Raw genomic sequence first — 21,075 nt, forward strand, 5'->3', positions numbered from 1 at the left:
TCCGGCGCGAGCTAAGAAGAATTTCTCATAAGCCATATGCGAAAAAAAACTTATGCGGTCTATGGAAAGCAGGACATTGTTTCCTTCAAGTGATTTGAAAAACCGCTACAGCAGGCGCGTTTCAAGGATCTTGGAAAGTTCCAGATTTTTTACAGCTAGGGACAGGGATAGGCAGGAAAAAGCGAATTTTGGCGACAAAAAATTGGCATGACTGAACGGTCGTTGATTGAATCGCTATCGCCAAGATGGATATTTCGGGGAGCTGGTGTCTCGTTTTCGAGGCAGTCGAATACCCGACCACGCCTGAGCTTTCTTCCCCTGTCCGAGTTGTGGAAAAACCCATTGGTGAGGGGAGGCGTTGGATCATGGCTAAGTTGATTGGTGTGGTCGGCAAGGTGATCGGCGAAGTGTTTGCGGTTGGCAGCGATGGCAGCCGTCGGCCCTTGGTGGAAGGCGATCGCGTATACGCGGGCGAGCAGGTCGAAACCGGCAGCGCCGGTGCCGTGGCGGTCCACCTGGACAACGGCAGCGAGTTGACCCTGGGGCGCGATAGCCGCCTGGAGATGGCCCCCAACCTGCTGGCCAACCAGGCCCCGCACGTGCAGGTTGCCGACCTGGCTCCCACCGATGCGCAGCTCAGCGATGTCGAGAAACTCCAGCAAGCCATCGCCGCCGGCCAGGACCCTAGCCAGGTGGCCGAGGCGACTGCGGCGGGCCCGACCGGCAACAGTGCCGCTGGCGGCCAGGGCGGTGGCCACAGCTTCGTGATGCTGAGCGAAGTGGGGGGGCGCGTAGACCCGCAGATCGGCTTCCCCACCGCAGGCTTCAACGGCATACCTGAGCTGGCCAGCCGCGAGATTGGTGGCCTCGATCCCAGCAACGACGACATCGTGCAGCCACCGACCCCTCCTGGGACGGACCATCCCGTTACCCTGGAAGGGCTGGATGTCAGCCCGAGCGAGTTGACCCTCGACGAGGCCAACCTGTCCCTGGGGTCGGCCAGCAACCCGGCGGCGCTCACCCAGCTGGGCAGCTTCACCGTGGTGGCCGAGGACGGGGTGTTCAACCTCAGCGTAGGCGGCATCAACGTGGTGACGGCTGGCGTGGTCACCGGCGTCGGCCAGTCCATCACCACCGCCTTGGGCAACACCCTGACCATCACCGGCTACAACCCGGCAACCGGCGTAGTGAGCTACAGCTACACCCTCAACGGCGCCGAGCAGCACGCCAGTGGTGGCGATACCAATAGCTTGGGCGAGCACTTCCCGGTGCTGGTCAGCGACAGCGACGGTGACGTCGCGCAAGGGTCGCTGGATGTGACGATCCGTGACGACGTGCCCAAGGCCGTGAATGACACCAACGCCGTGACTGCCACCGAGCAGCACACCGAACTGACCGGCAACGTACTGACCAACGATGTGCAAGGCGCCGACCGCGTGGCGGGCGGGCCGGTGGTGGCCGGTACCTTCACCGGTACCTATGGCACCCTGGTGCTGGCAGCCGACGGTTCCTACACCTATACCCTCAACACCAACGACCCGGACTTCAAGAATCTCGGCGGTGGCGGTAGCGGTACGGAGACCTTCACCTACACGATCAAGGACGCCGATGGCGATACCAGCAAGGCGACGCTGACCCTGAACGTCAACAACCTCGACGACACGGTCACCCTCGACGGCCTCAATGTGCAGGGCGGTGAATTGACCGTCTACGAGAAGAACCTCGCCGACGGCAGCGCGCCGAACGAGAGCGCCCTGACCCAGCAGGGCACCTTCAAGGTCACCGCCCCCGATGGCCTGCAGAGCTTGAGCGTGGGCGGTATCGCGGTGGTCAGCAATGGCGTGGCGGCCGGCTTCCCGCAGTCGATCACCACCGCTGCCGGCAATACCTTGACCGTGACCGGTTACAACCCGACCACTGGCGTGGTGAGCTACAGCTATACCCTGGTAGGCAACGATAACCACCCGACGGGTGGCGATGCCAACAGCATCAGCGAACAGTTCAGCGTGATCGCCAAGGACGTGGATGGCGATACCCGCAGCGCTACCTTGGATGTGAACATCGTCGATGACGTGCCCAAGGCAGTGAATGACAGCAACGCCGTGACTGCCACCGAGCAGCACACCGAACTGACCGGCAACGTACTGACCAACGATGTGCAAGGCGCCGACCGCGTGGCGGGCGGGCCGGTGGTGGCCGGCACCTTCACCGGTACCTATGGCACCCTGGTGCTGGCAGCCGACGGTTCCTACACCTATACCCTGAACAGCAACGACCCGGACTTCAAGAATCTCGGTGGTGGCGGTAGCGGTACGGAGACCTTCACCTACACGATCAAGGATGCCGACGGCGATACCAGCAAGGCGACGCTGACCCTGAACGTGAGCAATCTCGATGACCCGGTCACCCTCGAAGGCCTGGACGTGAAGGGCGGCGAACTGACCGTGTACGAGAAGAACCTCGCCGACGGCAGCGCGCCTAACGAGAGTGCCCTGACCCAGCAGGGCACCTTCAAGGTCACCGCCCCCGATGGCCTGCAAAGCCTGAGCGTCGGCGGCATCACGGTGGTCAGCAATGGCGCGGCGGTGGGCTTCCCGCAGTCGATCACCACCCCTGAAGGCAACACCCTGACCGTGACCGGCTACAACCCGAGCACCGGCGTGGTGAGCTACAGCTACACCCTGGTGGATAACGAAAGTCATCCGACCGGCGACGGCATTAACAGCATCAGCGAACAGTTCAGCGTGATCGCCAAGGACGTGGACGGCGATACCCGCACCGGTACCCTGGACGTCAACATCGTCGACGACGTGCCGCAGGCCAACCCGGACAGCGACAGCGTGGTCGAGGGCGGTACGGTATCGGGCAACGTCTTCCTCAACGACAAGATGGGCGCCGACCAGGTCGCCAGCAGCAACGTCGTGGTGGGTGCGCGTGCAGGTTCCGACACTTCGACCTCGGCCATCGGCAACCTCAATACCGACATCGTAGGCAAGTACGGCACCCTGACCATCGATGCGGCGGGTAACGCGGTCTATCACGCCAACCCGAACAGCGTGCTGCCCGCAGGTGCCACCGATGTGTTCGTCTATACCATCCGCGATAGCGATGGCGATGAAAGCACGACCACCATCACCATCAACGTCACGGATTGCTCGCTGTCGGTAGCAGGGCCCAGTGGCGTGACGGTCTACGAGAACGCACTGGACACAGTCCAGGACGGCAATGACCTGGCTCCCGGCAAGGTGACCGGCAGCCAGCCGAGCTCCACGGGTGAAACCGCGTCCGGCAACCTGGCAAGTGGCGTTAGCGGCGGATCCGGCGGCTTGACCTTCACCTTGGTGGGCAATCCGCAGGGTAGTTACGGCCAGATCCAGATCAATTCCGATGGCACCTACACCTACACGCTGACGAAACCTGCCGATTCGCCTGTCCATCAGAACGACGGCGCGAACAGCGTGACCGAGACGTTCACCTACGAGGTCAAGGACAGCCTGGGCAACAGCACCACCAGTACCATCGTCATCACTATCGTCGACGACGTCCCCAAGGCCTATAGCGATTTCGCCAACGTGTACGAAGGTGGCACGGTCAGCGACAACGTGCTGGTCAACGACGTGGTGGGCGCCGACGTGCGCACCGATGGCGCCTACGTGGTAGGCGTGCGCGCCGGCTCCGATACCTCGACCTCCGCCAGCGGCCAGCTCGGTGTCAAGGTGCTGGGCCAGTATGGCTACCTGATCCTGCAGGCCGACGGCAGCGCGACGTATCATGCGAACGCGAACAGCGTGGCGCCAGCCGGGGCCACCGACACGTTCGTCTACACCATTCGCGATGCCGACGGCGACGAAAGCACCACCACCATCACCCTCCAGGTGCACGATATCTCCTTGTCGGTCTGTGGTGATGCTGGTGTGACAGTGTACGAGAAAGCCCTGGACCTGCAGCAGGACGGCAAGGACCTTGCCGCTGGCAAGGTCACCGGCAGCGACCCCACTTCGACCGGGGAAACGGCCTCGGGCAGCCTCGCTGGCTCGGTCAACGGCGGCATAGGGGCGCTGACCTTCACCCTGGTGGGCAGCGCGCAAGGCAAGTATGGCCAGCTCCAGTTGGGCGACAATGGCACCTACACCTATACCTTGACGTCGCCTGCCGATCACCCGCAAGGCAGCGCGCACACCATCACGGAAACCTTCACCTACCAGGTGAAAGACAGCCTGGGCAACAGCACCACCAGCACCATCGTCATCACCATCGTCGACGACGTGCCCAAGGCCTACAGCGACTTCGCCAACGTGTACGAAGGCGGCACGGTCAGCGACAACGTCTTGGTCAACGACGTGGTGGGCGCCGATGTCCGCGCCGACGGCGCCTATGTCGTGGGTGTCCGCGCAGGTTCCAATACGTCGACTGCCGCCATCGGCAATCTCGGCACCCACGTCCAGGGCCAGTACGGCTACCTGACTCTCGATGCCGAGGGCAACGCGGTGTATCACGCCAATCCGAACAGCGTGGCGCCAGCCGGTGCCACGGACGTGTTCGTCTATACCATCCGTGACGCCGATGGCGACCAGAGCACGACGACGATCACCATCAAGGTGCACGACGTCTCGATGACGGTCTGCGGCGATGCTGGCGTGACGGTGTACGAAAAAGCCCTGGACCTGCAGCAGGACGGCAAGGACCTTGCCGCGGGCAAAGTCACCGGCAGCGACCCAACCTCGACCGGGGAGACGGCCACGGGCAGCCTCGCCGGCTCGGTCAATGGCGGCAAGGGGGCCCTGACGTTCACCTTGACGGACGATCCGCAAGGGCACTTTGGCCAGATTCAGCTCAAGTCCGACGGTACCTACACCTACACCCTGACCAACCCTGCGGAACACTCCCAAAGCGGCGCGGACAAGGTCAGCGAAAGCTTCCACTACGAAGTGAAAGACAGCCTGGGCAACAGCACCACCGGCACCATCGTCATCACCATCGTCGACGATGTGCCCAAGGCCGACAGCGACTTCGTCAACGTGTACGAAGGCGGCACCATCGGTGGCAACGTGCTGGACAACGACACCATCGGCGCCGACGTGCGCAGCGATGGCGCCTATGTCGTGGGTGTGCGCGCAGGCTCCAATACCTCGACTGCCGCAGTCGGCAATCTCGGCACCCACGTCCAGGGCCAATATGGCTACCTGACCCTGGATGCCGAGGGCAACGCGCTCTACCACGCCAACCCCAACAGCGTGGCGCCAGCCGGTGCCACGGACGTGTTCGTCTATACCATCCGCGACGCCGATGGCGACCAGAGCACCACGACCATCACCATCAAGGTGCACGACATCTCGATGACGACCTGTGGCGACGCCAGCGTGACCGTGTCCGAGCGGGCCCTGGACATGATCCAGGACGGCAAGGACCTGGCCGCCGGTACAGCCACGGGCAGCGATCCTGCCTCGACCGCGGAAACAGCCACGGGAAGCCTGGCTGGTTCGGTTAACGGCGGCATAGGCGCGATCACCTACAGCCTTGTCGGTGAGCCAAAGGGGCTGTACGGCCAGATACAGATCAACGCGAACGGTTCCTACACCTACACACTGACCTCCCCGGCGAACACCCCGGGTGCGGATTCGGCTTCGGAAAAATTCACCTACCAGGCAACCGACTCACTGGGCAACACGGTCACCGGCACCATCCATGTCAACATCGTGGACGATGCACCTAGCACCGTATGCTCCGAGCGCTCCATCACACCGGGCCAGGTGGACTCCAATATCCTGCTGGTGATCGACGTATCCAGCAGCATGACCCAGAGTTCCGGCGTGTCTGGGCTGAACCGCCTGGAGCTGACCAAGCAGGCGATCAGTGCGTTGCTCGACAAGTACGACGACATGGGCGATATCAAGGTGCAGATCGTCACCTTCGGCACGGGTGCCAAGATACTGTCCGATCAGTGGGTATCCATCGACCAGGCCAAGGCCCTGGTGGCCAATCTGAAAGCAGGCGGCTCGACCTACTACGATGACGCTGTCGATTTTGCACAGACCGCTTTCGACAAGACCGGCAAGCTGAGCGGAGCACAGAACGTCAGCTACTTCTTCTCCGATGGTGCGCCCACTACCGGTCATGCCATCGACGCCACCCGCGAGGGCAAGTGGGAGTCGTTCCTCGACAGCAACGACGTCAAGTCCTACGCCATCGGTATGGGTAACGGTGCCAACGCGGGCAAGCTCGATCCATTGGCCTACGACGGCAGCAGCCATATCGACACCAACTCGGTGGTGGTCACCGATCTCAACCAGCTGGGCTCGGTACTGTCGGGTACCGTGCAAGGCGCGCCAATCACCGGCAGCCTGATGACTGGCGGCGGGTTCGGCGCCGATGGTGGTTTCATCAAGGCCTTGCTGGTGGATGGCGTCACCTACACCTTCGACCCCAAAGCCGATGCCGGTAAGGGCGGCTACACGGTAGCAGGCGGCGCCGACAAGGCCAGCTTCGACACGGTGACCAACTCCCTCAGCATCAAGACGGCGCTGGGCGGAACCCTGCTGGTGGACATGGACACCGGTGAATACACCTACACGTCGGCCAAGGGCAGCAGCGGCAGCGCCGTGGAACGCTTCGGTTTCACCGCCAGCGACAACGACGGAGACACCAGCAGCGCCACCCTGACCGTGCGGGTCAATGGCAATACCGCCCCTGTGGCTGGCGCCGATCACATCATCACCAACATCACTGGGGCCACACTGACCGTGCCGGCCGAGGCGTTGTTGTACAACGACAGCGACGCCGATAACGACCGCCTGACCGCTTCGCCGATCACGTTCAATACCAACTTTGCTGACAAAGGTGTGGGTTTCAGTACCAGTGCCAACGCACAGATCAGGTTCGATGGCAGTGGCAACAAGCCAGAGAACAAGCTCCTGGCGCTGGATCGCAGCGCCTTCACCCTCAATGCCAGCACGATGACTGCGGCAGTCGTGGTGCTGGGCTACCTGGGCTCGGTGAATGGCAGCAACAGCGAAGATGTCATTACCGTCGAGTTGCGCAAGGGCGAAACCCTGCAGCTCGGCCATGATCGCCCTGCGCAAAACCTGACGATGGAGTGGAAGGACGACACCGGCAGCTATCACACGATCGCCAGTGGCGAGAGCTTCACCGCCACTCATGATGGTATCTACAGCATCCATGTGATCAACGAGGTCAATGCCAGCGGCAGCAGCAAGTCCGGCCCCGAGGATTACACGCTGAACTTGAAGGTGAATTACGCCCAGGCCGAGAACGAAGTGCACCACGACACCTACACGGTCAGTGATGGCCATGGTGGCAGCGCCACCGGGGCGGTGGACATCGCCTACCAGGCGGGGACGACCCTCAACGGCACCGCGCACGACGATGTGCTGCTCGCAGGCAGCGGCGACGACACGCTCTATGGTGGCGATGGGCATGACGTGCTGATCGGTGGCGCGGGGAACGACAAGCTCTACGGCGGTGCAGGCGATGACTTGCTGATCGGCGGCCCAGGCAACGACCTGCTCGACGGTGGCGCCGGCAATGACACCGCCAGCTACGCCTCGGCGACGTCGGGTGTCACCGTCAACCTGGGTCTGACCGCGCAGCAGAACACGGGTGGTGCCGGGCTCGATACGCTGCTCAACATCGACAACCTGATCGGCTCGGACCACAACGACATCCTGGTGGGCAACAGCGGCGACAATCGGCTCACCGGTGGGCTGGGGGACGATACGCTCACCGGTGGCGGTGGCAGCGACACGTTCATCTGGCAGAAGGGCGACACCGGCCACGACACCATCACCGACTTCAGCCTGGGCAGTGACCATCTGGATCTGTCGCAGTTGTTGCAGGGCGAGAATGGCAGTGCTGCGTCACTCGATGATTACCTGCACTTCAAGGTCAGCGGTACCGGTACCCAGGCCGTCTCGACCATCGAGGTCAGCAGTATCGCAGGCGCTGCCTCGACCCAGACCATCGACCTGGCCGGCGTCGACCTGGCCCAGCACTACGGGGTGACAGCGGGGTCGGGGGGAGTGATCTCAGCGGGGCAGGACACGGCGACGATCATTACCGGGATGCTCAATGATCATTCGTTGAAGGTGGATACGGTGTAAGGCTCTACCAGAGAACGTTACGCAGGCCGCTTCTGCTATGGGAGCGGCCTTGAGGCGTGACTGGCTGCACGGTTGTTCTAGGCTTGCGCCCTGAACGCTCATTTCGATGCAAACGCTTCAGGGGGGACAGGCGCAGCTTTGACATTGAATACTTTACAGATGATGTACCAGCAGACGGCTACGGGGAAAGTTAGAGGAAACACGATAGCCCAGAACGGGAGCTGCCAGTTTTTTTTGCCTTGCATCTCACCCGGCTCGCCGGTGCGCCAGGGTACGTAGTGACGCCAAGCCTCTGCTGGGGTCAGACTGATGGCATGCATTGGGCGGTGCCACCAGTTGGGCGGACCGGGAGGAGGGAGTTTATCTGGACCATGCTCCATGTAATGCCGAAGATATTCCCAAAGTTCTTCCACATGTCGTATATCTGGATCATGCGGCCGGTTGCTATCTATCCAGATGCAATCTTTCTGATGAAGACTACCATCATGCCGCGGTGAGGCTAACGCTAGAGCATAAGTAATACATAATGAATTTCCATAAGATACACGCATTGTGAGCATCCCACCATGAATGGTCTTCCAGTCGAGTGTAAATAGTTTATTTCCTCTTCGGCAATATATTGATTGTGTTTTTCTGTTGAAGTATATTTTTGAAAGTTTTTTGATTAAATAAATTCTGTAGGCTAGGAATGGCGCAAAAGTGAAAGGTATTAGTATGTCGAGCGCAAGCGACATAGCATCCCATGTATGGGGTTGGTCTATAAGGTCGGAGAGGATGATTGGGTATACAGTGAGCATGATTCCTAGAATCATTACTGTATAGATTTTACTCATAATTACTGAGTCGGTTACCCAGGGGTTGTCTAATGCGATAAAAGTTGGGTTTACGGTAACTTCCTTCCCATAGATTTTTGGTGCTGTTTTCGTCTTGGTGGACTTTTGGTATATCCATGTGATGGGCATGATTATCCTTGGATTTGAAAATTTTTCGTCACCGGTATCGTTTTCGAGAATCCCTGGTTGGGTGCGTAGGTTATACTCAAGGTGATGCGTGACTTGCTCGCGATTCGTTGCTTGAAGTTGAGTGCTATGCCGTATGCTGTAAGGTGGCAGGTGGGTTCTAGGTTTAAAGATGTAAATGAATTGTTTTTATCATAAATGCCAAATTCTGCATGCCATTCACTTTCCCCAATCACAAATTCTCGCAGTAGTATGGTGAGCTCAACAGTAGGTGTAGAGGTAGTGATCTCGGTATGTGTCACGCTAGCCCAGTTGGTTGAGATCCATGTGTCGCTGTCTTTCCATCCGGTTGTAGCGGTTTTTAAACCAATTGACTTGGCTTCAGTGCCCGTGAGCAAGATGGGTGTATAATATTCGTTGTACCAATTACTGATCTCTTCAGTCACCGTCGAGTACCCCGGAAGCTTTGCATCGGAGTGCAAGATTAGGCCCTCATGTATTTCGCCATCATTATTGCGATTGCCAAACTCGCCTCTGGCTGTCCACAGTTCCAGCGGCGTGTGAATGCGCTCGTTTGCTTTTGAGTATGCGTAAAAGCCCGCTGCTATCAATAGGCCTCCGATCAGTATGACTCCTGCAGCCGCCAGCCCTGCGAAGGATATTGCGGTTGTGATCGCTGATAAAGACAAACTGGCCTGAAGAACCAGGGCGGAACCGATAGCTGTTGAAACGCCTGCAAGTTTTGTATAGTTGGCAGCGATGGGGTCTCCAAGTCTTTTCTGACGTGACGATTTCAGAAGGTCTGATGAGAGCCCCAAAAGGATGGTTAAATATCCAGTTGTGGATATGAATAATTTGCTCGCGAACATTTCCATGAGATTGCGGGTAAACGCTAGGCCGGGTGCGGATGGACTTAGACGCAGCAGTAAAGCCCTTTGCGCCGTTCTGGCGCTGACCAATGCTCCGGCGGTAGCACCGATTACGCCAAAGATTGATGAGGCAAAGCCAGTGATGGACTCAGGCGACTGGCTGGTTTGTAGGCTCTGATACGCAGCTTGCAGTGAGATGATGTTGAACCAGAGTACCGCAGAGTTAAGGCCGGCCCCCGCCCCAGAGCTCAGCAGACCAAGAAATTTAGGTTTCATGGTAGAAGTGGTGATCATTTCGAGCGTAACCGTCCGGCTTCCGCTGATGCGCAGTTGCTTCATCTCCTCAATCCGGGCCATTCCGCTTTTCAAATAACGGTCTACTTCTTGGCTAAACGGATTGTCACGAATCAGTTGATCAGTCACGTTGTAGCGAGCCGCCAACAGCCCCAGCGCTTTCTCCGCATTCGCCTCCTGAGCGGCCATCAGTACTTGCTGGCGAAGCGTATTACTCGCGCTCCATCGGGTTTCCCCACGCATGCGTTTCAGTACCACGGTGGTCACTGTCTGAGCTGTCAGGTCCGTGATGCCGGCTGTCGCGGGGAAGCGTCCGGCCAGACCTTGGATGACATTGTCACTTCCCCCCAGCAAGGTACCGACCGCATCCGCCTTGTCCTTGAACGGATTGAACGGCGCCAGCGCCGTATAGAGTGGGCTGTCATGCTGATCGAGCCACCTCTCCAGGCGCTTCAGGCGACGGTCGTGTTCTTCGGTACCTTGCGCAGGTTGGCTCATCGGGTGGATCAACAACGCCAGAGACATCTCCAGCCCTCGGGCGGAGATGGAGTCATCGCGGTCGTAGCAGGCCAGCGCTGCTGCCAGGCTGTAGGGATCGTCGAGATGCGAATCCTCGGCAGTCGCCAGCCAGATGTCATGATCGTTGCTGGCTTGCAAGGCGTCCTCGCGCAGGGCGGCGATGCGTTGTTCCAGCTCGTCGCGTTCAGAGAGAAATTGCAGGTACTTGGGGATATCCATTCGCTGCGCGAGGCGCGCACCGTTCTCGGAGTAGTCCTCGTGGGTCAGCGCCCGGAAGCGGGCTTCGGCTTCGGACCATTGGGCGCCTCCCTCACGAAGTCGGAGAAGTTGGGCAACATTTTCGGGTGGGGAGGACTTGCTCGGATAGAGGCTTTCGAGGGTCTTGTTCAACAGCGCACCGATCAGGTTGCGATGGTGAAAATCGTGGCTTTCGCGGCTGATGCGTTCGGCATCCAACTGATAACACCCCGGCACGTCGGCTTGTTCAGAGCCTTGTGCCGGCTTGGTGTATTCCAGTTGTTCGGCGGGCATCAGGTCACGCATTTGATGCTGATACGCCGAAACGGAGAGGCTCAAGTCCAACGCCATGCCTTCGGTATCACTCAACGCCACCACGGCAGGGATCTTCGGCTGGGTAATGGGATAGTGCCGCGCCATGGCGGTCAGCCTGCCGATGGGCAGAACCTCATGGATCGGGTTGCTGCTCCAGGTCAGCGACATGCGTTGGTCGAGGGGCTTCAAGTCCTCGACCCAAGTCGTCACGGCACTCATGGGCAAGACATGGGGTTGGGAGGAGGGCGCCTGGTTGCTGGCCACGAGTTCAGTCATGTCGAGCTGGCGCATGTGGCGCTTGCGTAGCGTCAGCGAACCGGTGATGCGGGCGGTCATTGCGTTGGTCCACAGATGCGGGCTGTAGGCGATCCAGACCTCCTTGGCGGTGTCCTCGCGGGTGTCGGCCCAGACCCAGGCCGTGCTGTAGCCAGCCAGGTAGCGATTTCGCTGGTGGTAATTATCGAGGCCTTTGTAGCGGAGCTCCTTGTACTGGCCTTTGCCATCGTGCTCGTGAATGACCAGTTTTTCGCCGCGGGTACCTTTCATGTACACGTAGACGTAGCCCGGACGCAACGTACGCAAGGTGTAGGCGGAATGTTGAAGAGGGGCGAAGCCTCTCTCCAAGTCGAAACCGGAATCTGCATAGCGACAGTGCGCCCCACCTGCCGGGCGCGGCACGATGGCATAGCGAATGGGAAAGATCGGTACGCGAGCACTGCAGGGAGGATCGGAAGTGGCGCTGCTGACGCAAGCATCGTTCATAGTGGCTCCTTTACGTATGAACTGGCGCTAAGGTGCGGGCCATTCACACTAACGAGGAACCGCTGCTCCGGCAGTCTGGGGGCGTCCTAAAAAACTGTAGGAAAAGTCGATTGTTAGATCGTGGGGCATCTCGGGGGCGAATCATGCCGCCACTAGCGGTGCAGGGTCTTCTGCCTGAGGATATACACACTCACCAGCACCGCACTGGTCAGCATGAAGGCCCGTGCCCAAAACAGTGGCACCAGGTAGCACGACAGGCCGATGCTCGCCCACATCAGGCCGATGGCATAGACCTTGCCCTTGAGAGGAATGCCTTCACCGCTGAGGTAGTCGCGGATCCATGGCCCCAGCTTGGGGTGGTTGACCAACCAATGGTGAAAGCGTGGCGAACTGCGCGCGAAGCACGCTGCCGCCAACAGCAGGAACGGGGTGGTGGGCAGCACCGGCAGGAAGATCCCCACGACCCCCAACGCAACGCTGAGCCAGCCGATGGCCAGCAGCAGGTAGCGCATCGCGGCTCAGTGGTGGCGAGGCTTGAGCAGGGCCGGCTTCTCGTCTGGCGCGTGCAGCAGCAGGAACAGGGCGGTCAGTGCCTCGGGGATCTGCACGATCATGTCGTCCTGCAGGTTGGCGTTGCTGGCGATGTCGGCGAACTCCGGTTGCTCGTCGAACAGGCCCGAGCCGACCATGATCGGCAAGAGCATTTCGCTGACTTCTTCCTCGGCGTTCTCGAACCAGGCTTCTTCGCGCAGGAAAACGCCTTCCATGAAGCCGATGCACCAGCCGCGTAGGTCGGAATCGTCCGGCTCGTCGGTCAGGTCCAGGTCGCATGGCAGCTCGAATTCGTCGTCGCTGGCCAGTTGGCGGGCGATGTGCGCCTTGAGCGCGACCAGGGTGGCCTCGATCTCGGTGCGCTGGGCGTCGCTGGCGTAGTGCGGCTCCTCGGCGAACAGGGCGTCGATCCACTCGCGCTCGGGAACCTCCTCGGCGGTGATCGACAAGGCGGTCAGGTAGCCATGTGCGGCGACGTAGTCCAGCGCTTCTTCGTGCAGCTCATCGGCATCGAGGAAGGCTTGCAGGCGGGTCAGTTGCTCGGCGAAGGACATTACAGGGCTACCTTGGGGAATAAACGATAGTGAATTCTAGCACCTTGCGGCGACAGCGGGGCAAAGGAACGTCTGTCAGCGCTGCGCACTGCGCGGCCCGTCACTACGGTATACTCCGCGGTTTTTCATCCAGGGGCGTGTTTTGCCGCCCGTTGGCAAAAGCCGCTTACGCATTCGACGTGTGCGGGGCGGGTTTTTCGTCCAGCCTGTTGGTCCAGGATGGTACGGCGATTTTTGGAGTTGCACATGCTCGAACAGGCTCAGCGGGTTCTCAAGGATATCTTCGGCTACGACAGTTTCCGTGGGCGCCAGGCTGCGATCATCGAATGCGTGGCCAATGGCGGCGATGCCCTGGTGCTGATGCCCACTGGCGGCGGCAAGTCGCTGTGCTTCCAGGTACCGGGCCTGCTGCGCCAGGGCCTGACCGTGGTGGTGTCGCCGCTGATCGCACTGATGGACGATCAGGTCGCCACCCTCGACGAACTGGGCGTGGCCGCCGCGGCCCTGAACTCCACGCTTAGCGCCGAGCAACAGCGCGACCTGGCCGGGCGCCTGCGCCGGGGCGAGGTGAAGATGCTCTACCTGGCGCCGGAGCGCCTGGTGCAGCCACGCATGCTGGACTTTCTGCGTGGGCTGGACATCGCCCTGTTCGCCATCGATGAAGCCCACTGTGTGTCGCAGTGGGGGCATGACTTCCGTCCCGAATATCTGCAACTGGGCCAGTTGGCCGAGTTGTTCCCGCATGTGCCGCGGATCGCCCTGACCGCCACTGCCGACATGCGTACCCGCGAGGAAATCGTCCAGCGCCTGCACCTGCAGGGTGCCGAGCGTTTCCTGTCGAGCTTCGACCGGCCCAACATCTTCTACCGCATCGTGCCCAAGGAGGCGCCACGCAAGCAGTTGATGGCGTTTCTCGGCGAGCGCCGGGGCAACGCCGGCATCGTCTATTGCCTGTCGCGCAAGAAAGTCGATGAAACCGCCGCGTTCCTCTGCGACCAGGGCTTCCCGGCGCTGCCCTACCACGCCGGCCTGCCGGCCGAGACGCGCTCTGCCAACCAGCACCGCTTCCTCAACGAAGAAGGGCTGATCATGGTCGCGACCATCGCCTTCGGCATGGGCATCGACAAGCCCAACGTGCGTTTCGTCGCTCACCTAGACTTGCCCAAGTCGCTCGAGGCCTATTACCAGGAAACTGGCCGTGCCGGCCGCGACGGCCTGCCTTCCGATGCCTGGATGGCCTACGGCCTGCAGGACATGGTGATGCTCAAGCAGATGCTGCAGAACTCCGAGGGCGACGAGCGCCACAAGCGCGTGGAGCAGCACAAGCTCGATGCGATGCTGGCCCTGTGCGAGGAAACCCGCTGCCGTCGCCAGTCGCTGCTGGCGTACTTCGACGAAGTGCTCGAACAGCCTTGCGGGCACTGCGACAACTGCGTCGACCAGGTGCAGACCTGGGATGCCACCGAGCCGGCGCGCCAGGCCTTGTCGGCGGTGTTCCGCACTGGCCAACGCTATGGCGTCGGGCACCTGGTGGACGTGCTGCTCGGCAAGGACACCGACAAGGTGCGCAACTTCGGGCACGAGAAGCTATCGGTGTTCGGTGTCGGCAAGGCCATGGCCGAGGCCGAATGGCGCTCGCTGTTCCGCCAGTTGGTGGCGCGTGGCCTGGTCGACATCGACCTGGAAGGCTACGGTGGCCTGCGCCTGTCGGACAGTTGCCGGCCGTTGCTGCGCGGCGAGGTGACCTTGCAGCTACGCCGCGACCTCAAGCCGCAGACCGTGGCCAAGACGTCCTCCGGCGGCGGCAGCCCGGCCAGCCAGCTGGTGCGCGCCGAAGAGCGCGAGCTGTGGGAGGCCCTGCGTACCTTGCGACGCAAACTGGCCGAGGAACACAGCGTACCGCCCTACGTCATCTTCCCCGATTCGACCCTGCTCGAGATGTTGCGCAGCCAGCCCAACAGCCTCAGCGACATGGCCCAGGTCAGCGGCGTGGGCGCACGCAAGCTGGAGCGCTACGGCCAGGCCTTCCTCGAAGTGCTCAATGGCGCCGGGGGGACCGAAGAAGCGCCCAAGGTGGTGCTCGACCTGCGTCACGAACTGGTCAGCCTGGCCCGTGCGGGCATGACCCCGGCGCAGATCGCCGGCCAGTTGAACTGCAGCGAGAAGAACGTCTACAGCCTGCTTGCCGAAGCCATCGGCCGTCAGGAACTGAGCCTGGAACAGGCTTTGGACCTCCCTGAAGACCTGATGATGGAAATCCAGGACGCCTTCCTCGATGGCGAAGGCGAGCTGCCATCTGTGACCACCATCGCGCCGTTGTTCGGCGCTCGGGTGCCGGAAGGCGTGCTTCACTGCGTGCGTGCGGCGCTGGCAGCGGAGTTCGAGCTCTGATCGAGGGGCATATCGGTCAAGTGCTGATCTTTGTCATCCTTTTTGACGATTTTCAGTCCTGACCACGCCAGGTAGCCTTGCTTGATGAGTGCGGTCATGGTTAGCTGCCTAATAATTAGTTCTAGTCGATGAGTTTCCTATGCCCCTGAACGACAACCAACACCGCTTCGGCATGCAACTGGCCCAGATGTCCCGGGGCTGGCGTGCCGAACTGGATCGCCGCCTGGCCGGGCTCAACCTGTCCCAGGCGCGCTGGCTGGTGTTGTTGCACCTGGCGCGTTTCGAAGAGCCGCCTACCCAACGTGAGCTGGCGCAGAGCGTGGGCGTCGAGGGGCCGACCCTTGCGCGCCTGCTCGACAGCCTGGAGAACCAGGGGCTGGTCAGGCGACTGGCGGTGGTGGAAGACCGCCGGGCCAAGAAGATCGCCCTGTGTCCGCCGGCCAGGCCGCTGATCGAGCAGATCGAGACCATCGCCAATGCCCTGCGGCTTGAACTGTTCACCGGGATCGAGCAGGACGATCTGGATGTGTGCATGCGTGTGCATGCCAAGATTCTGGCCAATCTCGAGAAGGTGTGACGCGGCTGTCTGGGGGCGGTAGCGCCAACACAAGGAATGGATCAACCCGCCCCCAAACACCACCCTTCTAGAACGTATGCCCAAGGTTCAGGTAAACCGCCTGCTCATGCGCGCTATTGGCCCCATAGCTTAGGTTCAGCGGCCCCAGCGGCGTCTCCATCCCCAGGAAGATACTCATCGCATTGATATAGCCACTGTCGAAGTCGTTGTCGTTGTTCCAGGCTCGCCCGCGTTCGAGCGACCCTCCGATATACAGCGGGAAGTCCAGCGGCACATAGGCCCGCGGCGTCAGCCGGCGGTAATAGACCAGCCGCAGCAGGCTGACGTTCTGCCCTGAGACCGAATCCTGGCGGAAGCCCGACAGCTCACGCGCCCCGCCGATGACGAAGCTCGAAGTGACCACCTCGGTGTCGTCCAGGGTGCGCCCGTAGCGCCCGCCCAGCACGAAGGTGTTCGGCCCACTGCTGATCGCCTTGTCCAGGTTCAGCAGCCACTGGCGATAGTCCTCGTCGGAGTCCAGCGACTTGTCGTACTTGCGCAAGGTCAGCCCGATGTCCTCGCCGCTGTGCGGGAAATACACGTTGTCCATCGTGTCGAACGAGTACTTGAGCTCGTAGAAGCCCTCGTTGAAGCTGACCTTCGGCAGGTCCTGGTCGCCGATGCGCACCTCGGCCTCGCCCCAGGCCTTGCCGGCACCCAGGCGCACCTCGCCATAGGTGCCGATCTGGCGGCCGAGGTTCAGGCCGAAACCATAGCGTTCCAGGCGATATTCGGCGATCGGGTCGTTGTCCAGTGTGGCTTCGATGTTCTGCGAGCTGAAGTCCAGGTAAGGCGCGATGAAATACCGCGAGCCCACGTCCAGCGGCTGGTAGAACTCGCTGTAAAGCTCCTGCTGGTCGCCGATCTGGGCGCGGGTCAGCCATTCGGCGCCCAGCTCGTTGATGCCGTTGACGCGGTAGCTGGCGCCGAGGTTGAAGGCGCTGTCGCCGCGCAGGTCGTCCGACAGGTTCAGGCCCAGGCGCAGGTAGTCGGTACCGCCGCGCTTGCCTCGCGCGGTGATCACCAGCGTGTTGTCGTCGCCCTTGTGCACCACCCGGTAATGCACTCTGTCGAAGTAGTCCAGGCCATAGAGGGTGCCCATGTCGGTCTGCAGGCGATCGAGCTCCAGGGGCTGGCCGATCGGCTGGCGGATGTAGTAGCGGATCACGTCGTCGCTGACCTTGGAGTCGTTCTCCACCTTGATCGCGGTGATAACCGGGGTGCGCTGGCGCGGTGAGCGTGCCACCGCAAGGCTGGCGTCGCCCTCGGGCTGGCGCAGGGCCGCCAGGCGTGGCTCGAGCAGTTGCGCGGCGCGGTAGCCGGCCTCGATCATGTCGCGGGCGCGGCCGAAGTCGGTCACGCCAAACGCCGCCAGCGGTGGCTGGATGAGAATGTCGTCGCGGTGCAGGCTGGCCAGTTGCTCCTCGGAATTGCGCCGGGTCATCAGGGTGATCGACTGGTTGAGCACATCCACCACGGTGGCCAGCTGCTTGCGATCACGCAGCGGCGAGCCGATGTCGACCACGATGGCCACGTCCACACCCATGTCGCGCGCTACGTCCAGCGGGATGTTGTCGACCATGCCGCCATCCACCAGCAGCCGGCCATCGACTTCCACCGGGGCGAATACCGCAGGGATCGACATACTGGCGCGGATCACCTGGGGCAGGTGGCCGCGGTTGAACACCACCTTTTCGCCGCTGGCGATGTCGGTGGCCACGGCGCGGAAGGGAATGGGCAGTTTGTCGAAGTCGCGGATGTCGGCGGTATGGGCCAGCTTGCTTTCCAGCAGCAGGGCCAGGTTCTGGCCCTGGATCACGCCCAGCGGCAGGCCCAGGCTGCCGTCGTCGCGAAAGCTGATCTTCTGCTTGACCAGGAAGTCGCGATCATCCTGCTTGCGCCGGAAGGGTACATCCTTGCGGGGTGGGGCATCCGACAGCGCCTGTTGCCAGTCCAGCGTGGTGGCGAGCTTTTCCAGTTCCTCGACGCTGTAGCCGGAGGCATACAGGCCGCCGATCACCGCGCCCATGCTGGTCCCGGCAATGGCGTCGATACGTACGCCCTGTTGTTCCAGGGCCTTGAGCACGCCGATGTGGGCGAGCCCGCGGGCGGCGCCCCCGGACAGCACCAGGCCGACCTTGGGCCGGGTCGGTTCGGTGGCAAGCACCGTGCAGGTGGTGAGCATCAGCAACAGGCAGAACAGCAGACGACGCATCGTGAGTCTCAAACCGAAGGCTAAAGACCGCTAGTATAAGCGGCCACTCAACCGGAGACCCGCGACCATGTCCGATGCCAAGCCAGAAATTGTCATTACCTACTGCACCCAGTGCCAGTGGCTGCTGCGTGCCGCCTGGCTGGCCCAGGAACTGCTCAGCACCTTCTGCGACGACCTTGGCCGGGTTGCCCTGGAACCTGGGACGGGGGGCGTTTTCAGGATCACCTGCAATGGCGTGCAGATCTGGGAGCGCAAGGCCGATGGTGGGTTCCCCGAGGCCAAGCAGCTCAAGCAGCGTGTGCGTGACCAGATCGACCCGCAGCGCGACCTGGGCCACAACGATCGCTGATCAGGCGCCCTGCGCCGCCTCGCGCTGGCGCGGTGGTTGTTCGGCGGCCAGGCGGCTGGACAGTACGATGGCGAAGATGATCAGCGCGCCACCGGCCAGCATGCGCAGAGTGGGCGTTTCATTGAATACCACCCAGGCCATGGCGATGCCGTAGACCGGCTCCATGCCGAACACCACGGCGGCGGTGCGAGCCTTGATCACGGCCAGGCTCGCGACGAACAGACTGTGCGCGACACCCGTGCAGAAAATGCCCAGCAGGGCGATCCACAGCCAGTCCACGGCCTTGACCTCGGCCATGCCCGGTGCGGAGAACGGCAGCAGGCACAGGCCCACCACCAGGTTCTGCCACAGCGCGGCCTGCACCGCCGGCAAGCGCCCGGAGCCTGCACGGTTGGTCAGCGACAACAGCGAGAACAGCAACCCCGACAACAGTGCCCAGAGCAGCCCGCCGGTGGCTTCGCTGGCCAGGTCGAACTGCGGCGTGACCAGCACCAGGCCGATGCTCACCAGCACGACCAGCAGCGCCTCGTTACGGCGAATGCGCTCGCGGAACAGCAGCCCTTCGAGGATCACCGTGAACGCGGGGAAGCTGGCGAAACCGAGGGTGGCGATGGCCACGCCGCCGACCTTGACCGCGATGAAGAAGCTCACCCAGTGCCCCGCCAGCAGCACGCCGCCCAGCAGCAGGCGGCGGATGTCCTGGCGCGTGAGCGGTTGCCAGGCCTGGCGCGCCAGCGTGGCGAACAGACCCAGGGCGAGCACGGCGAAGGCGGCGCGGCCGAACACGATGTGGGTCGGGCTGGCGCTGCTGGCCAGTTTACCGAAGACGCCGGTGAGGCCGAAGAACAGCGCGCCGATATGCAGGGCGCCGAGGGCGGTGCGGTGGTTCATGGTGGTCCTTCTGGGGTGGTATTTTTGCCAGCTGTGCCGGCCCTTTCGCGGGTAAATCGCAGCGGCGAACCGCCGCTCCTACAACGGGCAGCGATTCCTGTAGGAGCGGGTTTACCCGCGAAAGGGCCAGCACAGGCGCAGTGTATCCCCACAGGCGAACGACTTCTGTCGCGCACCTGGCGTCAGTTGTCGCCAGACTCGCGCCGCAGGGCCAAGGGCGAGCAACCGAACGCCCGCAACATCGCCGCGGAAAACGCGCTCTGCGAGCCGTACCCGACCTGCGCGGCGATCTCGCCCATCGGCAGGGTCGTGCCGGTCACCAGTTGCCGTGCCTTGAGCAGACGCCGCTGGCGGATGTAGTCCATCGGCGTCATTGCACACTCCGCGACGAAGCGTGCATGCAAGCGGGCGCTGGACAACCCGGCGATGCGCGCCAGGTCGGCCACCTGCAACGGGTAGGCCGCGTGCTGCTCGATATGCGCATCGAAAGCGGCATAGGGCAGGCGTCGGCTGGGCGTGATGCTGGCCGAAGCGCTAGGGTTGAGGCTGGCCAGCAGCAACACCGCACCCTGGCGGGCAATCAGTGGATCATCCATGGGGCTTGCCGCCAGCCAATCCACCAGCTGTTGCTGGCGAGGGTCCAGCGCCAAAGGGCCGGGGCAGTCGAGCAGACGCCGGCTGGCATCGGCATGCTCGCCCAGTTGCTCGCGCAGCCAGGATTCGCTCGGTACGTCGAGCACCATGCAATGGCTACCGGCATCGCTGCCGCAAGTGTGGTGTGCACCCGCCGGCACTACCAGCAGTCCTTGGCGGTCGAGCGAGGCGCCCTGGCCCTGCACTTCGAAATCCAGGCGGCCACGCAGCCCGAACACCAGTTGTGGGTGTTCGTGGCTATGGGCGATCAGGTCATGGCGGTAGTGGCGCAGGGAAAGGATCGGGCCGGTGTGCATTGCAAGGTCCTCGCGGGGCAGGCGAGCATTGTGCCCCAATTTCCCCCAGCGCCGTGCACCCCTAAAGGCTGATGCGCCCCAGCAGGATGTCGCGAAACATCGCGAAATCGCCGATCAGACTGTACAGCGGGTGGGTGAAGGTGGCCGGGCGGTTCTTCTCGAAGAAGAAGTGCCCGATCCAGGCGAAGCCATAGCCGAACACCGGCACGGCCAGCAGCAACAGCCATTTGCCGCTGCCGATCGTATAGGCCAGCAAGGCGATCACCAGGCTGGTGCCGACGAAGTGCAGGCGCCGGCAGGTCGGGTTGCTGTGCTCGCCCAGATAGTAGGGATAGAACTCGGCAAAACTGCGAAACTGCGCTGTGCTGGTCATGGCATCGCTCCAGTGTTAACACTTTTTGACAGGATACACGGCGTGGAGCCTGATTCGAGTCTAGAGTCATTGGCGGAGCCGGCCAGTGACAATGGGCGCCAATTGAGTATCC

General features: G+C 61.9%; 12 protein-coding genes. 4 read left to right on the top strand and 8 right to left on the bottom strand.

The features are described 5' to 3' along the window. Positions 1–365: 365 nt before the first annotated feature. Positions 366–8,117, top strand: a complete 7,752-nt coding sequence (locus IAE37_RS13380) for a retention module-containing protein (protein ID WP_201174334.1) — start codon at positions 366–368, stop codon at positions 8,115–8,117. Positions 8,118–8,215: 98 nt separating this feature from the next. On the opposite strand, the gene IAE37_RS13385 is transcribed toward IAE37_RS13380, so the two are convergent. From IAE37_RS13385 to IAE37_RS13400, 4 genes are all read right to left on the bottom strand, one after another. Continuing rightward, positions 8,216–9,079 carry a DUF6708 domain-containing protein gene (locus tag IAE37_RS13385; protein WP_201174336.1) on the bottom strand — a complete coding sequence of 288 codons (864 nt, stop codon included), beginning with the start codon at positions 9,077–9,079 and terminating at the stop codon, positions 8,216–8,218. 2 nt (positions 9,080–9,081) lie between these two features. Then, positions 9,082–12,072 carry a T6SS effector BTH_I2691 family protein gene (locus IAE37_RS13390; RefSeq protein WP_201174338.1) on the bottom strand — a complete coding sequence of 997 codons (2,991 nt, stop codon included), beginning with the start codon at positions 12,070–12,072 and terminating at the stop codon, positions 9,082–9,084. Between the two features lie 152 nt (positions 12,073–12,224). Further along, positions 12,225–12,584, bottom strand: coding sequence for a YbaN family protein (locus tag IAE37_RS13395; protein WP_201174341.1), 360 nt, complete (start codon positions 12,582–12,584; stop codon positions 12,225–12,227). 6 nt (positions 12,585–12,590) lie between these two features. Continuing rightward, entirely contained in the window at positions 12,591–13,178 is a 588-nt protein-coding gene (locus tag IAE37_RS13400; protein WP_201174343.1) for a YecA/YgfB family protein, read from the bottom strand. Positions 13,179–13,424: 246 nt separating this feature from the next. Here IAE37_RS13400 and recQ point away from each other — a divergent pair, with 246 nt between their 5' ends. Both recQ and IAE37_RS13410 read left to right on the top strand, forming a co-directional pair. After that, positions 13,425–15,569: a DNA helicase RecQ gene (gene recQ, locus IAE37_RS13405; RefSeq protein WP_201174345.1), complete on the top strand. Its 2,145-nt coding sequence runs from the start codon at positions 13,425–13,427 to the stop codon at positions 15,567–15,569. A 139-nt stretch (positions 15,570–15,708) separates the two neighbouring features. Further along, on the top strand, positions 15,709–16,146 hold the full coding sequence (locus tag IAE37_RS13410; RefSeq protein ID WP_201174347.1) for a MarR family transcriptional regulator: 438 nt from the start codon (positions 15,709–15,711) through the stop codon (positions 16,144–16,146). Positions 16,147–16,213: 67 nt separating this feature from the next. On the opposite strand, the gene IAE37_RS13415 is transcribed toward IAE37_RS13410, so the two are convergent. Next, positions 16,214–18,400: a patatin-like phospholipase family protein gene (locus IAE37_RS13415; protein ID WP_201174349.1), complete on the bottom strand. Its 2,187-nt coding sequence runs from the start codon at positions 18,398–18,400 to the stop codon at positions 16,214–16,216. 67 nt (positions 18,401–18,467) lie between these two features. Here IAE37_RS13415 and IAE37_RS13420 point away from each other — a divergent pair, with 67 nt between their 5' ends. Then, positions 18,468–18,749 (top strand): SelT/SelW/SelH family protein, encoded by a 282-nt coding sequence (locus tag IAE37_RS13420; RefSeq protein WP_201174351.1) that lies wholly within the window; start codon positions 18,468–18,470, stop codon positions 18,747–18,749. On the opposite strand, the gene IAE37_RS13425 is transcribed toward IAE37_RS13420, so the two are convergent. The 3 genes from IAE37_RS13425 to IAE37_RS13435 form a co-directional block, all read right to left on the bottom strand. Then, positions 18,750–19,640 (bottom strand): DMT family transporter, encoded by an 891-nt coding sequence (locus tag IAE37_RS13425; RefSeq protein ID WP_201174353.1) that lies wholly within the window; start codon positions 19,638–19,640, stop codon positions 18,750–18,752. It abuts the gene before it with no gap. Positions 19,641–19,822: 182 nt separating this feature from the next. After that, the gene (locus IAE37_RS13430; protein ID WP_201174354.1) at positions 19,823–20,590 is read right to left on the bottom strand and encodes a helix-turn-helix domain-containing protein; all 768 of its coding nucleotides are present in this window, start codon (positions 20,588–20,590) and stop codon (positions 19,823–19,825) included. A 61-nt stretch (positions 20,591–20,651) separates the two neighbouring features. Continuing rightward, complete coding sequence (locus tag IAE37_RS13435) at positions 20,652–20,963, bottom strand: DUF962 domain-containing protein (protein ID WP_201174356.1); 312 nt, start codon at positions 20,961–20,963, stop codon at positions 20,652–20,654. Positions 20,964–21,075: the final 112 nt, after the last annotated feature.

The sequence above is a fragment of the Pseudomonas sp. S31 genome, from assembly GCF_016648105.1.
Taxonomy (GTDB): domain Bacteria; phylum Pseudomonadota; class Gammaproteobacteria; order Pseudomonadales; family Pseudomonadaceae; genus Aquipseudomonas.

Bases quoted from the DNA above. Each gene is read 5' to 3' on its own strand.
- IAE37_RS13420 (WP_201174351.1), top strand. From the start codon at position 18,468: ATGTCCGATGCCAAGCCAGAAATTGTCATTACCTACTGCACCCAGTGC.
- recQ (WP_201174345.1), top strand. From the start codon at position 13,425: ATGCTCGAACAGGCTCAGCGGGTTCTCAAGGATATCTTCGGCTACGAC.
- IAE37_RS13390 (WP_201174338.1), bottom strand. From the start codon at position 12,072: ATGAACGATGCTTGCGTCAGCAGCGCCACTTCCGATCCTCCCTGCAGT.
- IAE37_RS13435 (WP_201174356.1), bottom strand. From the start codon at position 20,963: ATGACCAGCACAGCGCAGTTTCGCAGTTTTGCCGAGTTCTATCCCTAC.
- IAE37_RS13410 (WP_201174347.1), top strand. From the start codon at position 15,709: ATGCCCCTGAACGACAACCAACACCGCTTCGGCATGCAACTGGCCCAG.
- IAE37_RS13395 (WP_201174341.1), bottom strand. From the start codon at position 12,584: ATGCGCTACCTGCTGCTGGCCATCGGCTGGCTCAGCGTTGCGTTGGGG.
- IAE37_RS13400 (WP_201174343.1), bottom strand. From the start codon at position 13,178: ATGTCCTTCGCCGAGCAACTGACCCGCCTGCAAGCCTTCCTCGATGCC.
- IAE37_RS13415 (WP_201174349.1), bottom strand. From the start codon at position 18,400: ATGCGTCGTCTGCTGTTCTGCCTGTTGCTGATGCTCACCACCTGCACG.
- IAE37_RS13425 (WP_201174353.1), bottom strand. From the start codon at position 19,640: ATGAACCACCGCACCGCCCTCGGCGCCCTGCATATCGGCGCGCTGTTC.
- IAE37_RS13430 (WP_201174354.1), bottom strand. From the start codon at position 20,590: ATGCACACCGGCCCGATCCTTTCCCTGCGCCACTACCGCCATGACCTG.
- IAE37_RS13380 (WP_201174334.1), top strand. From the start codon at position 366: ATGGCTAAGTTGATTGGTGTGGTCGGCAAGGTGATCGGCGAAGTGTTT.
- IAE37_RS13385 (WP_201174336.1), bottom strand. From the start codon at position 9,079: ATGCCCATCACATGGATATACCAAAAGTCCACCAAGACGAAAACAGCA.